Raw genomic sequence first — 17,480 nt, forward strand, 5'->3', positions numbered from 1 at the left:
GTGCTGCCCGAATCCTGAACCTCCCCAGAACCGAAGTCCTGGTCCGAAGGAGCAAAGGAAGACACCGTACGGCCCGTGCCGCTCACCTGAAGGAGCGAGCCCTGTGGCGGTGCAGTCACATTTATGGTCAATAAATCCGTACAATTAAGGCTTGAGTCGGAAACCACAATCTCCACTTCCGCTGCCGAGGTCCATGGGTTGCCATTTACTTCGGAAAGTGCCCGAAGGCGTACGTAGCGACCTTGTTTCGGAGTAAAGCTTACCGTTTTTAGGCTGCTATTTGCACCCCAAGTGCCTGAAGAGACTGCGGAGCCCCAATCCGTGTCGTTTTCGCTCACGTATATCTCGTAAGAAGCTATCGTACCGTTCAAAACACCATCTTGCCGCGGTAGATAGGTCAATCCTTCCACTAAAACACTAGTGCCCAGATCAAACTGTATCTCATGGGGTAGTTGATCAATACCGTTCTCCCATTTCGTGTGCCAAAAAGTAGCATCAGACCCATCGATGGCCAACTCCGGATCATGGCGGGGGTTTGAACTATCCGCAAAATTTATGGTGGTTATCAATGGAGGAAGGGGTGTTGTCAACGTGTAGACACCTTCTTGTGTCGTCGTTATATTCTCAATTTCAAATCCGGTTGCCGCACTTCCCGGTAGGGTATTCCCATCGGGATCGGATACAGAAAAATCGATTCCCGGAATCGAGATCGCCAAATTTATACCATCACCTTCATTCACTGTTATTTCCTGTTCACCAGAACCCTCTACTCCGTTTACTGTATATATTGGTATTACATCAACACACGAAACAGAACTGCGTACATTGATGGTGAGGTATTTGGTACATCCTTCATCGGAGGTCAATGCATATACCCCGGCATCGGCAGTGGTAACACTTCCTAAGCTATAGTTATCCCCCACTTGCGAACCATTCGGAAGGGTAATTGTAACGCCAAGACCATTCGGTAAAATGCTCAACATCACATCGTCTCCCTCCTCGACCGTAATCTCGGAAAGGCCACTCTGCCATACCCCATTGATACGATATTCCTGAATAACCTCGTTCTGACAGCCACCGCTCAATCTAAGGTCGATTGTGGCTATACAACCACTGCTGGTAGTAAGGGCGTAAAGGCCCGTATTGTTCTGTGCGATCAGACCGTTTCCACCATTTATGAAGGTGTCTATTTTGTAGGCCGATGTGTCTTCAAAATTTGGAAAATCAACAACGGAACTGAATCTATTCTGATCTCTGAAAGGTAAGGTCACGAAGTATTCCTCCCCCGAGGGAACATTGGCCCGAATATAAACCTCTTGGCCTTCTTCCGCATTGACAATATTTCCACTTTGCCAAGTACCCCCCGAACCTATCCTATACTCAGCGGTAATCGTATTTGGAGGACAAACAACCACCTCCGGGTTTCCTTGTTGTTTTCCAATTTCATAAAAAGAAGTGATTTCGCTCGCTGATAGGGCTTTGTTATATACCCTTAGCTCATCTATCCTACCATCCAGTTCATCGGTAATGCCACTTAGACTCTGTGGCTGACGGTCGTCATAAAACCCCGAGGTCGTAAAGGAAGACTGATATTGTTGGCTCGTTTCCAACGTAATCTCCCCTGTAGCACTATCAGTACATATCTCTATCCCATTGGCAAATAGTCGCCCTACCTGACCATTAAAGGTGGCCGCGACATGTACCCACTTGCTAGCGGGTGAATATCCGACATAGCAGTTCACGGAGCTCCCTGTCGAGGTCGGGAACTCCAACTTGTACAAACTATTGTGGAAACCAAAAAAAAGTTTTGGATAGTCATGGGCCAAAATAGCCACGTTTTTTTCAATTTCATCCCGATAGACCCAGGCCATCACTGTCATCTCGTCCTTGATCGATGCCATCGAAGCGGAATAAGGTACTTCTACGATGCTATTACTTTCGAACTCTTTCCCGTCCATTTCCATGGCACTGCCAAATAACCCATCGGCAGTCCAGTAGCTCTGAGTCACAGGGATGGGATTTTTATCATTGTCTCGCTCGACCATGGTGGCATCGTTACCAAAGTTGGAACTGTCCGCCACATCGATTCCCGAGCCTTCATCGAATTTCAAATTCAATACCAAATTAGGTGAGTTGCCAATGGAGATAGCGGAACCTACCTTCACGTGTTCCGCAACGCTGGGTACTCCATTAGTATCAAGGGCAAAAAGCATATAATATCCAGGGGGTAACAACTCTCTATTAGGAACCTCAACATTATAAGTTCCCTGGTTTGAGGTGAATGATAGTGGAATCCTTCGCTGCTCATTATTGGTACTGTGAGTAGCAGATGAAAGCCTTATAAAGCTGAATTCCGTAATTCCAGGACTGCCCGTAACCGGCATGGTGCTATTGTAATCTACATTATCGGGCGCTTGTATCGTGGGTCTGGCGGCTAAACCACCGCCTGGACCAAAAAGATAAGGAGGGCTATAGATTTCGGCGTCGAGATGGTTATCACAGCCCGGGGAATCGCCACAAAGACCTCCCCCACCTACGAAAACCCGACCATCCGGAAGTAAAATACTTACACTGTGATAGGTCCTAGGTATTTGCATAGGTGCCGTGTCGCTCCAGCTATTGGTAACTGGATCAAAGATTTCACCAACAAATCGCGCACCGAGGTCGCTAAATACCTCTGCAGTAGATAGACCGCCGGTTACCAGAACCTTTCCGTCAGGGAGGACAACACTATTGTGCATGGTGCGTGCCCTTTGAAATCCAGATACTTCGGTCACTAGCGGAGTCTCGTTATTGATATCTATAATGAATGTCTTGTCACTGGCTGGGGTTCCGCTACTATAGGTCCGGGATCCTCCCACTTTCAACAACTTGCCAATATCATACATTACCGAAGTGCCCTTCATAGAGTAGACATCACCGGTACGAGCTCCAAGGTTTTGCACGGTCGGATTATTTATGTCGCTCACATCGAGCCAGTGCATGTCGGTACCAGGACCGGCATGAAATACTTTTCCGTTGGGAGCCGCCCAAAGCCAGGCATGGTTATCCCCGCGATAAAACCGCTGGGAAGGGTCTGGTTCATCCAAGATATTGTCATTACCATCCATCAGCAACTCCCCTTGAATGGACGGAAGTGCTATCCATCCAGTCTCTGAGCTGTAAATCTCGGCATGTTTTCCCCCAATACCACCGCTCCAGGATCCGCCCAACGTAAACACAGCTCCCGTAGCTAACGTAACATTACCCTGATAGCCTCTGGGCACAATCATATCATCGGCCCTTGTCCAGATTCCGGTGTTGGGGTCATACAGGCTAACACGTTCGCTCGAGCTTCCGCCGGCAGCCAATATTCTTCCGTCCGCAAGATTATTTATCCCCGGACAAAACATATCGTGATTGGTCTGAGTCGCCGTTCTTGGCAGGACCGTGCCCTCGGTACCCAAAGACGGATCGAAGATTTGGGTAAATGTAAAACCATCACCGCCCCCAAAATCATCGTGGTATTTTGAAGACCAAGTGATGATTCTACCATCTGGAAGATTGGCTACCGCCACAGGTACGATATCGAATGGGATTACGTTGCCCCATGACCCCACTTGCGAGGGATCTTGGGCATTTCCGTTGAAAATTGAAAAGACTAAAAAAGTTAATAAGGCAATGAAATAGGAGTAGTTGTTTCCCATGGGTATCGTTTTAAGTTTGGTCTAATAAAAATATAGGTAATGTCCTGAGGGAAACTAAAATGGGTGCTTAAATTTAGCCGATACGCCCAATAAATCGAGGAAGTGCCGCAGATGATCGATGAACTTTAAATATAATCGATTAAACGCAAAATAAAATTTTTTACCGCCTAGTGTAACAATCGCTACCTTGGTTCATCTTTAAGACAAACCATTCACTTTTTGAGCCGAAAAAGAGAACATATTGATGCATTGCTACAAGAATGTATTAACGGGAAACAAAGTGCCCAACTTGAAGTTTACAATCGCTATTACAAGGCCATGTTCAATACCGCCTTCCGAATTGTAAAAAATAGTGCTGAAGCTGAGGATGTGATGCAAGAATCGTTTTTAAACGCGTTTACGAAACTGCACACATTTAAAGGAGAGGTCACCTTCGGATCCTGGTTGAAACGAATTGTAGTGAACAACAGTATCTATCATTACCGGAAGCAACAGAAAAAAAATGAAGTTGCGCTGGAAAATATACTATACAAGGTCGAAGATAATGATGAAGTTGTTTCAGATCATGAGTTGACCGAACTGAAGGCTCAAAAAGTGATGGAAACCATGCGCTGTTTAAAAGACAATTACAGAATTTCTTTGACCTTACATTTAATCGAAGGATATGACTATGAAGAAATAAGTACTATAATGAATATCAGTTATGCCAATTGCAGGACTACCATTTCAAGAGCGAAGGAGAGTTTGAGAAAAAAATTAATAAATGCCTACTAATGGAAAAAGAAAATTTAGATAATCTGTTTGAAAGGTTGAAAGGTTCTTTCGACATCGAAGAGCCAACCCAAGGACACCAAGACCGGTTTTTGGAGAAACTTAATGCCTCCAAGGGCGTAACAAGTATCTATAAAAAAAGAAATTCATGGTGGAAACCCTTCTCCATAGCGGCCTCTGTTGCCATTCTAATTGGTATAGGTTTAGGCGTTTTAAACACCAGGCCTACCCTTGAAGAGCAAGTTGCGGAGATTTCACCGGAAGTGTCCCAAAGCCATTTTTACTTTGCTAGTCTCATTGAAGAACAAGTGAAGTTGCTGGAAAGTGAAAGCTCACCAGAAACCCAGCGCATTGTGGATGACACCATGGCGCAGCTTAACAAATTGAAAGACGATTACAATCAATTGGAGCAAGACCTTGTCAACGGTGGCAACAGTAAATTGATCTTAAGTGCGATGATTACTAATTTCCAAACAAGAATCGATCTTTTGCAAGATGTGCTCGACAAAATCGAAACCATTAAAAATTTTAAAAATTACGAAGATGAAGACTATACTATTTAAATATGCGACTATACTTTTCTTGGTCTGCCCAGTAGTGCTTTTGGCACATAACGGCAAACCGAAAGGAAGGTACACCAAAGAAAAAACCATCAAAAAGGAATTTAATGTCAACTCCGATGCCTTACTAAAAGTAAGTAATAGCTATGGTAATCTGAACATCACCTCCTGGAACGAGAATCGAATATTGATAGAAGTACATATCAAGACCAATGGGAATAATGAGGAGAAGGTGCAAAAAAAGTTGGACCAAATTACCGTTGATTTCGACGGCAGTAACAGTATGGTTTCTGCCAAAACCGTATTTAACAAAGGTAAAAGTAGTTGGGGATGGGGCAACAACAACAAGGTGAATATGCAGATCAACTATACCATTAAGTTGCCTGTAAAGAACAGTGTAAATCTTAATAACGACTACGGTAGTATCGCGTTGGACCGGATCGACGGTCATGCTAAAATCAACTGTGATTACGGACGATTGGACATCGGTGAACTCCGAGGAAGAAATAACCAACTCAATTTTGATTACACCTCGAATTCCACTATCGGCTACATGAACAGTGGTAAAATTTCGGCCGATTATTCCGGATTTACCATCGAAAAAGCCGGGGATTTGATAATCAACGCCGACTATACCAACTCAAAGGTGGAAGAAATGGGCAACTTGGAATACTCCTGTGATTATGGGAAGATTGAAATTGATGAAGTGAAGAACGTTAACGGAAATGGGGACTATATAAGCGTGCGTTTGGGAACTATTCATGGCAACACGGATATAACGGCTGATTACGGCTCCATAAAAATTGCTAAATTAGCCTCAGATGCCGGAAATGTTTTCATCAGAACAGATTATACAGGGGTAAAAATAGGCTATGACGATGGATATAATTTCGACTTCGAAATCTCGACGTCCTATGCGGGGGTCAGCGGTAAGGAAGATTTTGAGATGAACATTAGCAACGTTAAATCGACCAGTAAATATTATAAGGGATATCGAGGATCGGCCAATAGTGGCAACTTAATAACCATAACCAGCGATTATGGGGGTATTACTTTTTATAAAAATTAAATCATCATCAATCAAACCTTGTATGAACGCAGGGTAAAAACTAAAATTATGAAACAATTATTGAGCCTTAGTTTAGTAGTAGTATTAACCACCTCATGTACCGCACAATGGGGAAAGAGAATTAAAGGAAACGGTAATTCGGTAAGTATCGAACGAAGCGTTGGGGACTATGAGGGTGTGTCGGTATCGGGTTGGTTCGATGTAGACTTAGTGGATGGAAACGAGGGAGAACTCACCTTGGAAGGGGAAGAGAATCTTTTGGAATACATCATTACGGAAGTGAGAAATGGAAAGTTGGTCATTAAGGTAGAAAAAGGCTATAATTTAAAGCCTTCCAATTGGAATGAAGGTATTCGGGTCACCGTACCGGTAGAATCTATAAACAGTGTTGCTTTGTCGGGATCCGGGGATATTGTAGGCAAAAAGACCCTGAAAGCAACTTCTTTTAGGACCTCGATGTCCGGATCCGGTGATATTACACTTGATATCGAATCGGACAATATGACCGCAAGTATGTCGGGATCCGGTGATATAAACTTAAGCGGAACCACTGGAACATTTGAAGCCACAATTTCCGGTTCCGGCGATATAAAAGCCTATGACCTAGAGGCAGATGTGGTAGATGCCACCGTATCAGGTTCGGCCGATATCAAGGTGACCGCCAAAGAGATGCTCAAGGCAAGGGTATCGGGCTCCGGAGATATCAGTTATCGGGGAAATCCTAAAAAACTAGATACAAAAACTTCCGGATCGGGGGATATCTCAAAAGGCTAAATCAAGAAACGAACATCATCATGCTACAAGGGCCTTCGTTTTACGGAGGCCTTTTTTTTGACAAGAGTATCGCTTCCAGAGTAGCGTTCCCGGCTTACCGGCTTTCAGGGGGCATAATTTTACGATGGCAACAAGCCTTAGTTACCGACACTAATTTCCTCCCTTGGTACACGAAGCAACAAAACAATACCTACTAAAAAGAAACTAAAGAGAAAGAGAACCGCGTACCGCATGCTACTGATTTCATCGACCACTGCGAAAATAACCATCCCGATAACGATTCCGATTTTTTCGGCCACATCATAAAAACTGAAATAAGAGGTGGTATCTTCCGTAGTCGGCAAAAACTTGGAATAAGTAGAACGTGCCAATGATTGTACACCCCCCATCACAAGCCCTACCAATCCCGCCGCAATGTAGAATTGGAGGGGCGACACCATGAAATAGGCATAGAAGCAGAGGCACATCCAGATGGCGTTCACCGTTATGAGTGTTTTTATATTTCCAAACTTGGCAGATGCCCTTGATGTCGCCACCGCCCCCAAGACAGCCACCAGTTGTATCACCAGAATGCTCACAATCAATCCTTGGGTCTTCTGATCCGGTCCTGACCAATTGATTTCCTTTTCACCAAAATACACCGCCATCAGCATAATCGTTTGTACGGCCATGCTAAAAACAAAAAACGCTCCGAGATAGCGTTTTAAACGTACAGTTTGTTTGAGCTGGGACCAAACCTTACCAAGCTCACGAAAACCATTGAGTACCACATTCTTGCTGACCTTGTTACCAAAAGATTCTCCCTTGGGCAATATAAAAAACGTATATTGACTAAAGAGTGCCCACCATATCCCAACGGTGATAAAAGATACTTTCATTGCCCGGACCTTTGCCAGATTTGCTTCCTGTTCGGTGGTACCGACATCAAAACCGAACCATTCGGGCTTCATGACCATCGCTAAATTGAGCAATAACAAAAGTACACTGCCGATATACCCTAAAGAAAACCCCTTCGCGCTGATGGCATCCTGTTGTTCCTCGAAGGCTATGTCGGGGAGGTATGAGTTGTAAAATACAAGGCTGCCCCAGTATCCAATAAGTCCCATGAAATAAAACAAAAGACTTAAATGAATGTAATCGATATTGAACCAGTAGAGACCAATACAGCCTAAGCTGCCGAGATAACAAAAAAACTTCATAAAATTCTTTTTGTTACCAATATAATCGGCAATGCCCGACAGAATCGGGGACATTACGGCAACCGTCAAGAAAGTGAAAGCGGTTACGATCGATATAAGAACCGTTTGTTTCATCTCAAAACCGAAAGCCGCCACGCGCACTTCATTCGAGGAAAACAGGGTTGAATAAAACAAGGGAAATATCGAGGATGCGATAGTAAGGGTATATACCGAATTGGCCCAATCATAAAATGCCCACGCATTTAATAATTTTTTGCTTCCTTTAATGGGTGTTGGTCTGGCCATTTTTAAAATAAAAACCGTCCACAAAGGTGAACGGCTTTCAATATACGATTAATACGCTTAGCGTGGTTTCATTTAAAAGTCGTTACCCCAAATTTTGCTGCTTCCTCTTTGGCCAGGGGCGCCCAAGCGGTCAAATTTTGAATACGTGTATCATTGGATGGGTGCGTGCTCAAAAACTCCGGTGGAGCCTGCCCCCCGCTTTTGGCTTTCATGCGTCTCCAGAGATCTGCGGCCTCATCGGGATTGTATCCGGCGATGGCCATAATTTGTAATCCAATACGATCGGCCTCGGTCTCGTGACTTCGACTAAAAGGCAACATGAGTCCAACCGTGGAACCAACACCATATGCCTGATTAAATGTATTGCGGGTGCGTTCATCTTTAATGGCGATATTGCCGGCAACCGCCCCTAGTTGTTGTAATGTGCCGGCGCTCATGCGTTGCGCACCGTGATCGGCCAAGGCGTGAGCCACCTCATGGCCCATGACAACCGCCACACCTGTTTCAGTTTGTGTTATAGGTAAAATTCCGGTGTAAAATACAATCTTGCCGCCGGGCATACACCAAGCGTTCACGGTTTCATCCTTGACCAGATTATATTCCCACTGGTAATCCTTTAAATATCCCGGATATCCGTTCGCTGTGAGCCATCTTTCGGCTGCGGAAGAGATACGCTGGCCTACCTTGGTAATCATTTGTGCCTCCGCACCACTTTCTACAACATTGTTCTCGCTTAAAAACTGATCGTACTGGGCAAAAGCCATGGGAAAAATTTGACTGTTGCCATAAAAATTCAACATCTTCTTCCCTGTGAACGGGTTGGTCTTACAGGCGACGACACTTAGAAAAATCGCCAGAGCCAAAACTATTTTTTTCATTTTTTATCGTGTTTAGTACTTGAAAAATACGAAAATTATTTCCCTACGATATGTAGTTCGGTAAAATTTTTGTCCACTATGAGCGAGTTGTTACCGTTAATTTTCAAATCTTTCAAAGCCACCTTTTCATTGTCAATTTCTATGCCACTAATCTTGAAGGGAAGTCCGTGAAAATTGAATTTGAATGATTCATAGGGTGTGATAAACGCACCGTCTTTGTGCTGTTGAATAATCAATTCCTTTGGTTTCCCTATCAGTTTGAACTTTCGAAGGCTATACTTTCCTTGGGTATAATCGAACCCTTCCTGGCTATCTTCGTATACCGAGGACAATTCTACTCCCTCTTTGTAGTAAAGGTCTAAAACCAACTCTTCGATTTGCACCTCTCCCACGTACTGTTGAACAGGATATTTTGGAATTATCGCTCCTTCCTTGATGAACAAGGGCATTTTATCCAAATCCGCAGCTACCCATTTTTCCTTCCCGCCAACGATAACCTCCTCGGTCCAGAAGTCGTACCATTTCCCTCTCGGAATGTACATGCGTCTCCCCTGGGCGTTCGGTTCCTGTACCGGGCACACCAATATATGGTCTCCAAAGATAAACTCATCGGTTCTGAAATGGGTTTGGCTATCCTCTTGGTCGTAATACACCAATGACTGCAGCATCGGAATTCCATGTGTGGTATACTGATAGAACATCGTATACAGATATGGAAGCAATTGATACCTCAATTCAATGAACTTTCGAACAATATCGGTTACCTCGGTACCGAACGACCACGGTTCTTGGTCTCCATGATCTCCACTGGAATGCACCCTGCAAAATGGATGGAAAACCCCTAACTGTACCCAGCGCGCAAATAGTTCCCCGTTGGGCTGTTCGGCAAAACCACCGATGTCCGAGCCCACAAACGAATAGCCGCTCATACACATACGCTGCATTTGCACGTTGGCGATCCACAAATGTTCCCATGTCGCGACATTGTCGCCAGTCCACGTGGAGGAATATCGTTGGGTACCGGCAAAAGCGGCCCTGGTAATTACAAAGGGCCTTTTAGGGTAGACGTATTTCTTAACACCTTCATAGGTGGCACGTACCATCTGCATGCCGTACACATTATGTGCCTTGCGGTGCGTACAAGGGTGGCCATCAAAATTATGCCGCGTATCCAAAGGAGCGGTTTTTGAAGGCACCTCCATCACCGCAGGTTCGTTCATATCGTTCCAAACGGCATCGACTCCCATCTCGGCCATGAATTCCTTGTACAATTCCGCCCACCATGCCCTTACGTCAGGGTTCGTAAAATCGGGGAAGTTGCATTCTCCTGGCCATACCTTTCCATGCATATAGGGGCCATCTCCGCGCCTACAGAAATAGCCTTTCTCCATGGCTTCTTGATATACCCAATAATCCTTGTCTATCTTGATTCCCGGATCGATCATCACGACGGTCTTAAAGCCATCTTCCTTTAACTCCTTCATCATGCGTTTTGGCTCGGGAAAATGATCTTTATCCCAGGTAAAGCAACGAAATCCGTCCATATAATCGATATCCAAATAGATGGCGTCACAAGGGATACGAAGTTCCCTGAACTGTTTTGCTATTTCCTTAACCCTACTTTCCGGGAAATAACTCCATTTTGATTGATGGTATCCTAGCGCCCACAATGGTGGTAGCTCGGGCGTTCCCGTTAAATCGGTATACAGGCGAACGACCTTTGAAATATCGGGACCAAAAAAGAAATAATAGTTCATCTCGCCACCATCTGCCCAAAAGCTGGTTACATTTCGCCGTTCATGGGCAAAATCGAAATAGGAACGAAACGTATTGTCAAAGAAGATACCATAGGCCTTATTTTGGTGAAGTCCTATATAAAATGGAATAGCCTTGTACAAGGGGTCTTGGTCCTTACCATAGGCGTATTGGTCGGTAACCCAGTTGTTGACCCTTTTGCCTTTTAGGTTCAAATGGGTGGCTTTATCGCCCATACCGTAAAAGCTCTCGCCCGTCTGGGTTATCTTGCTCATCTTAACGGTATTTCCACCATACTCGTAGTTCTCTTCCCAGTGAAAACCTATTTCGTCTTCGTTGAAGATATTACCCTCAAGGTCCGATATCTGGATTCGTAAGCTGGCCTTATCGACCAATATTTTCACTCGGGTAGTCTCAATATAATACTCATTATCGGTCTCTGTGACCTCCAAGCGATTGTAACCCCTACTGGCATCTTCGCTTACCGCGTATGAGAAGTCGGGTTCGAAGGTATGACCGGTAGCGTATCGAAAACGGATTGTGCTATTACGCATAACCGTAATTTGGAGAATGACGCCGTTTTCCGTGGTAAAATAAAGTTTGTCGGTGTCTTGCTTAAAATCTATTATTTGGTTGGGGTATAGATTCCCTTTGTATTCCAGTTCAGTATTCGTGATCATAACAATGTATCAATTGGGAAACGCAAAAAAAGCACTTTAAAACCTAAAAATGAAAAGATATCATGTGGAATTGACGACTATTACATTTTCTTCGACCAACGCTACTCAAAAATGACAATACTCAAAGGCGGCAGCGTCATTTCGACCGATTTTTTATGACCATGCCAAGGAGTATTTTGCAATTTTGAAATATCGGATGCCATTCCAGACCCTCCGTACTTCTTGTCATCGCTATTGAAGATTTCCTTCGGCTGTCCCGATTTTTTAGGGACACCTATTCGATATTTCTCGCGGGGGGTCGGAGTGAGATTCAGGGCTATATAGATATCGTTTTTGGGGTCGTTCCCTTTTCGGATATAGGTCAGCACGCAGTTCTCGTGGTCCCCGTAGTCGATCCATTGGAAGCCTTCCGGGCTGAACTGTCTTTCATACAAGGCTGGGTAGTTTTTGTACAGCTTGTTCAACTCCTTGATGGTCTCCTGTATGCCCGCATGTCCTTCATACTGGGTAAGATGCCAGTCCAGACTTTCTTGGAAATTCCATTCGGAAGTCTGCCCGAATTCTCCACCCATAAAAATGAGATTGGTGCCGGGATGCGTGAACATATAGCCGTACAGCAGTCGCAGATTGGCAAATCGCTGCCATTCATCACCGGGCATTCGATACACCAATGATTGTTTGCCATAGACGACCTCATCGTGCGAAAACGGAAGCATAAAGTTCTCGGTAAAAGCATAGGTCATACTAAAGGTGAGGTCATTTTGATGGTATTTGCGATATACGGGGTCTTTTTTGAAATATTCCAAGGTATCGTGCATCCAACCCATCATCCATTTCATACCAAAACCCAGTCCTCCTAAATTCACGGGTTTGGAAACCCCGGTAAACGCGGTCGATTCTTCGGCGATGGTCTGTACATCAGGGAAATTTCCATAGACAGTTTCGTTCAATTCCCGAATAAAGCTCATCGCTTCCAGATTTTCATTGTTCCCGTACATATTCGGCTCCCATTCCCCTTCCTCCCTGGAGTAATCCAAGTACAGCATAGAAGCTACCGCATCGACCCTTAGGGCATCGGCATGATAGTGATCCAACCAGAATAGCGCATTGCTAATCAGGAACGCCCGAACCTCATTTCTGCCGTAGTTGAAAATGAGGCTCTTCCAATCAGGGTGATAGCCCCTTCGCCTGTCGGGATGTTCATAGAGGTGTGATCCATCAAAGAATCCAAGTCCGTGGGCATCTTCCGGAAAATGCGAGGGTACCCAGTCCAAGATGACCCCGATGTTGTTCTGGTGTAGCTTGTCGACCAACAATTTAAAACCTTCCGGTTCGCCAAATCGCGATGTGGGAGCAAAATACCCCGTGAGTTGGTACCCCCATGAGGGATCGTACGGATATTCCATAACAGGCATAAACTCTACGTGGGTGAATCCCATCTCCTTTACATAGTTCACCAAATCGACCGCTAGCTCGTGATAGGATAAGAATTCGTTTCCCTCCTTCCGTTTCCAGGAACCTAGATGCACTTCATAAACCGAGAAAGGGGCGTCCAAGGCATTATTCGCCTTTCGGTTTTCCATCCATTTTTTATCCTTCCATCTATACGTCCCGTCCCACACGATCGATGCCGTATGCGGGGGTTTTTCGCAATATCGGGCAAACGGGTCGGCCTTTTCGGTGGCAACACCGTGGTTATGGGAACGGATATAATATTTGTAGACTTCACCTTTGCCTACATTGGGGATAAATCCCTCCCAAATGCCACTCTCGTCCCAGCGCACATTCAACGGGTGTTCGTGATCCAACCAGTAGTTAAAGTCACCGATTACCGAAACGGACTTCGCGGTCGGGGCCCAAACGGCAAAATAGGTTCCTTCCACCCCATCGACCTCCATCGGATGTGACCCCAATTTTTCGTAGAGTTTAAAATGCTTCCCGGATTTAAAGAGGTTTATATCAAAGTCAGTAAATAAACTGTGTGGTATTACTTTACCCATATTTTTTATTTTTTTCTAGTTGATGCATTTTATCGGTATTATGTCTTCGTGGTCTACAGGGCTTTCGACCCGTACTGGTATTCGTCCTATACAGCCCTAGTTGCCATACCAACACTGGTCGGTGGAGCGGTTACCACTTGTCATTGATAATCCCCAAAATACCTTCGAGCGGAATGACCGCCCAACTGGGTCTCGAGTTCATTTCATAGCCGAGTTCGTATACGGCCTTTTCGAGCATACAGTACTTTAAAATGAAAATACGTTCCTGCCGATACCCGATGTTCAGGTTATTGGCCTGAATAATGGTTACATAGGACTCCAAGAAAACCCCGATAAAAAATTTATACAAGATTTCACCGGCCTTAAAGAGATTCTCCTGGGAATACGGGTATTTTTCCCCATTATTGAAAATAGTCGCATAGATCGCATAGTGGAAAGATCTGAAAATCCCGGCTACGTCTTTTAAGGGAGGATGCTTTACCTTTCGATCGCGAATGGTACTCTCGGGTTCTCCCTCAAAATCCAGCAGATAAAAATCATCGCCTTGCACTAAAATCTGCCCCAAGTGATAATCGCCATGGATCCGTATACGCTCACCTTTGAGCTTTGTCCAATCGAATTGTACAAAACGTCTTCGAATTTCGTTTTTTCGTTCCAAAAATTCCTTGACCAATTCTGCCGCCCGCCCTTCCAATTTGTGTAAGTTGTTCTCCACACTGTTCAAGCGATTTTGAAATTGGTACAACAACCGATTCTTCAACCATACCTCATAATCACTGTTAAAATGTTTTGGTGTAAATGCAGTATCCTCGAACTCGGAGCCCAGGGCTACGTGCATTTCAGCGGTACGCCTCGCCATGATCTGTAACCTTAAAAAGATACTAAGTCCGGCCCAATCGATGATTTCCGGAGGAACATCCTTTATCTTCAAACGTTCGAACAATTCGGTCGACGGTAATCGATCAACATTAATTTTTTTATACTCCAAATTACTAAAGACCTTATCGACTTCTTTTAACATAAAGTCCCAGGCGTCGCCTTCGTTGGGTACCAGTTTTTGTAAGAGCGCAATGGTAATGTTATCATTGTCCTTGTCGAGGATACTGATGCTTCCCAAATAGGCGGGAGTATTCTTAAAACCCTTTTTCTCAGATAGGAACTGGCTCATTTCGAAGTCAGGGTTTTTGTCGGGGTAGATTCTTCGGAAAAACTTGATGACCGAGGAGTCATTATAAATAATCGAAGTGTTGCTTTGTTCCATCCCCATAAATCTCGAAGACTCATAGGCAGTGTCGGTAAAATAGGAGCTCTTATGATAACGTACGGGCGTTAAATCGTTTGGTACGGAAGTCATGATGCGTTCAAATACCAACTTTCTAAAGGCTTCCAGATTTATGGCATCAATGATATAACCGGCCTGTCCACTGATGGTCAGGGGTAGTATTCTTTCTTCTTTGGCAAAACTCCCGTCAGTTACAAAAGCGATGGGAAGAAAGTAATGTTGATAAAAGGCTTCATTAAAATTCACCTCTAGCAATAATCCATAATACACCTCACCATGTTGCTGAATTCTGAAGTATTGGTGAAGTTCTATGTACTTTAAACTGCTCGATTTACCCCCATACCAACGCTGCCTCAATATGTAGTCTTCCAACACGTCTGATAAAAACACCTTGATAAACGCTGGATCGTCCAACAGATTCTCCCAGTTCGAATCGAAGACATATGGTGGGCGTAGTAGTTTTTCAGACTTTTTTTTAGACATCTCTATTTCCTAATATGGAACAGGTGAAAGGGAAGATTGGGACTTAATTCCACGTAGTTCCATTCACTGTTCCAAATGTAGCTATTATTACTGATCATATCGAACAATTGAACCGCCTCCCCATGATGTATTCCCAATTGGGACATTGGCAACTGAACATGGCCTATTTGCGTATGGTGTGGGTCAAGGCTAATGACCAATAAGGTCTCATCGGTTCGGTCATCGCTCCATTTATAAAAGGCAATCAGGTTTTCATTTTCAACGGCACAGAATTGAATATTGTTCGTTTGCTGCAGCGAAGCATGTTCTTTTCGTACCGCATTTATTTGGGAAATGAGATACGTTAGTTTGTTCTCGGCACTCCAGTCCCAATGTCGTATTTCATATTTCTCCGAGTTCAAGTACTCTTCCTTTCCGGGCATGGCATCGGTCACCATGTATTCGAACACTGGGCCATAAATACCCAAATTACCACTTAAGGTGGCCGCCAGTGCGTAGCGTATCAAGTGCATGGCATCATTGGCTCCTTGAAGGTGGTACGGATTAATATCAGGTGTATTCGGCCAAAAATTCGGCCGAAAGTATTCTTTCATCTCCGACTGGGTCAACTCGACCATATACTCTATCAACTCGTGTTTCCTTACCCGCCAGGTGAAGTAGGTGTACGATTGCGAAAAGCCTTGTTTGGCCAATTGTTGCATTACCTTCGGACGCGAAAAAGCCTCTGCCAAAAAGAGCACGTCGGGATGTTCTTTCTTCACCTGCATCATCAACCAGTTCCAAAAGTAATAGGGCTTGGTATGCGGGTTATCTACCCGAAATATGCGTACGCCGCAGTGTACCCAATGCAGGGTGATGCTCAAAAGTTCGGCCCACAGCTCTTTATAGGCTTTGGATTCGAAATAGAAGTTAACGATGTCCTGGTATTTCTTCGGCGGGTTTTCCGCATACTGGATGGTTCCATCGGGTCTTTGCCGGAACCATTCAGGATGTTCGGTGATGTACGGATGGTCGGGTGCCGCTTGAAATGCGAGGTCCATCGCGACTTCAATACCCATTTCCTTTGCCTGCCCGACCAAGGCCTTGAAGTCTTTCTCTGTACCTAATTCAGGATGAACGGCCTTATGCCCCCCATACCTGGAACCTATCGCCCATGGCACTCCCGAATCTCCCTCTTGGGCTTCGACCGCATTATTCTTTCCCTTTCGGTTTACCTCCCCTATGGGATGAATAGGTGGAAAATAGAGCACGTCGAAGCCCATATCGGCAATTCTCGGAAGCAGCCTGTTACAATCCCTAAAAGTCCCGTGCTTGTGTGGTTCTGGTGAAGCAGACCTTGGAAAAAACTCATACCATGTGCTAAAGTTGGCCTTTTTTCTATCTACATATACTTGGAGCAGATGGCTTTTGTTGGCTAAACTACGTTGTGGAAAATCAAGGAACAATCGATGCAGCTTTTCAGAGGTGGCCTCTTGTACTGCCGCCTCGTATTTATCTTCGTCTTGAAAGAGCCGTATCGTTTTTTTGAGGTAAGGGTCCATTTTTTTGGATGCCTTTTTCAGCAGAAACTTCACATACTGCACCCCATCCAATAATTCGCTCCTTACATACTGTCCATCTTTTAGTTTGGCCTCGATACCATGCTGCCAATTCAGGGCATGGTCTACCCAGCCACGTATCTGATACTCGTAAAATCCCTGTTTGGTCACTGAGAATGAGGCATTGAAGACATCTTGGCCCAAATGCGCCATCCTGATTGTTTGTGGCTCCCTGTCATTTTCATGTTTGAAAAGTATCTCAGCCTCTACTACATCGTGTCCGTCGGCCAATACATCGGCATAGACCGTAATCTTTTCCCCAACGACCCGCTTAATAAAAAAAGCCCCTCCCTGGAGCTGTGGTGACACATTTTCGATGACCACCCGTTGCTGTCTCAGCATAAAGTTTACTTTTGATTGGTTGTGTTAAAAATAGGGAATTACCGCTAATCTAAATGGCCCTTATTGATAATTTTTGACGATACCATGAAGATATACCGGCAAAAAAGCATTTTTGGAA

The 17,480-nt window shown here is 44.6% G+C and carries 11 protein-coding genes; 4 read left to right on the plus strand and 7 right to left on the minus strand.

All coding sequences use genetic code 11. The annotated features are described in order from the left end of the window. A partial coding sequence (locus tag FK220_RS17925; protein ID WP_152575741.1) for a discoidin domain-containing protein occupies nucleotides 1–3,686 on the minus strand: 3,686 nt, incomplete at its 3' end. A 219-nt stretch (nucleotides 3,687–3,905) separates the two neighbouring features. Here FK220_RS17925 and FK220_RS17930 point away from each other — a divergent pair. From FK220_RS17930 to FK220_RS17945, 4 genes are read left to right on the plus strand one after another with little or no spacing between them, the layout of a single operon-like run. Beyond that, nucleotides 3,906–4,460, plus strand: coding sequence for an RNA polymerase sigma factor (locus FK220_RS17930; protein ID WP_152575742.1), 555 nt, complete (start codon nucleotides 3,906–3,908; stop codon nucleotides 4,458–4,460). After that, nucleotides 4,460–5,020: a hypothetical protein gene (locus FK220_RS17935; protein ID WP_152575743.1), complete on the plus strand. Its 561-nt coding sequence runs from the start codon at nucleotides 4,460–4,462 to the stop codon at nucleotides 5,018–5,020. Before FK220_RS17930 ends, FK220_RS17935 begins: the two co-directional genes overlap by 1 nt. Beyond that, nucleotides 5,001–6,086, plus strand: a complete 1,086-nt coding sequence (locus FK220_RS17940) for a DUF4097 family beta strand repeat-containing protein (RefSeq protein WP_152575744.1) — start codon at nucleotides 5,001–5,003, stop codon at nucleotides 6,084–6,086. The genes FK220_RS17935 and FK220_RS17940 overlap by 20 nt, the downstream gene beginning before the upstream one ends. Nucleotides 6,087–6,134: 48 nt before the next feature. Next, entirely contained in the window at nucleotides 6,135–6,860 is a 726-nt protein-coding gene (locus FK220_RS17945) for a head GIN domain-containing protein (protein WP_152575745.1), read from the plus strand. Between the two features lie 137 nt (nucleotides 6,861–6,997). On the opposite strand, the gene FK220_RS17950 is transcribed toward FK220_RS17945, so the two are convergent. The 6 genes from FK220_RS17950 to FK220_RS17975 form a co-directional block, all read right to left on the minus strand. Then, a complete protein-coding gene (locus tag FK220_RS17950; protein WP_152575746.1) occupies nucleotides 6,998–8,344 on the minus strand; it encodes an MFS transporter in 1,347 nt (448 codons plus the stop codon). 68 nt (nucleotides 8,345–8,412) lie between these two features. After that, complete coding sequence (locus FK220_RS17955) at nucleotides 8,413–9,222, minus strand: M48 family metallopeptidase (RefSeq protein WP_152575747.1); 810 nt, start codon at nucleotides 9,220–9,222, stop codon at nucleotides 8,413–8,415. Nucleotides 9,223–9,257: 35 nt separating this feature from the next. Next, a complete protein-coding gene (locus FK220_RS17960) occupies nucleotides 9,258–11,657 on the minus strand; it encodes a glycoside hydrolase family 31 protein (RefSeq protein ID WP_152575748.1) in 2,400 nt (799 codons plus the stop codon). Between the two features lie 101 nt (nucleotides 11,658–11,758). Continuing rightward, nucleotides 11,759–13,657, minus strand: a complete 1,899-nt coding sequence (glgB, locus tag FK220_RS17965; protein WP_152575749.1) for a 1,4-alpha-glucan branching protein GlgB — start codon at nucleotides 13,655–13,657, stop codon at nucleotides 11,759–11,761. Between the two features lie 130 nt (nucleotides 13,658–13,787). Next, on the minus strand, nucleotides 13,788–15,422 hold the full coding sequence (locus tag FK220_RS17970; RefSeq protein ID WP_152575750.1) for a maltokinase N-terminal cap-like domain-containing protein: 1,635 nt from the start codon (nucleotides 15,420–15,422) through the stop codon (nucleotides 13,788–13,790). Between the two features lie 2 nt (nucleotides 15,423–15,424). After that, nucleotides 15,425–17,362 carry an alpha-1,4-glucan--maltose-1-phosphate maltosyltransferase gene (locus FK220_RS17975; protein ID WP_152575751.1) on the minus strand — a complete coding sequence of 646 codons (1,938 nt, stop codon included), beginning with the start codon at nucleotides 17,360–17,362 and terminating at the stop codon, nucleotides 15,425–15,427. Nucleotides 17,363–17,480 lie beyond the last annotated feature (118 nt).

The organism is Pelagihabitans pacificus, assembly GCF_009371985.2.
Taxonomy (GTDB): Bacteria; Bacteroidota; Bacteroidia; order Flavobacteriales; family Flavobacteriaceae; genus Pelagihabitans; species Pelagihabitans pacificus.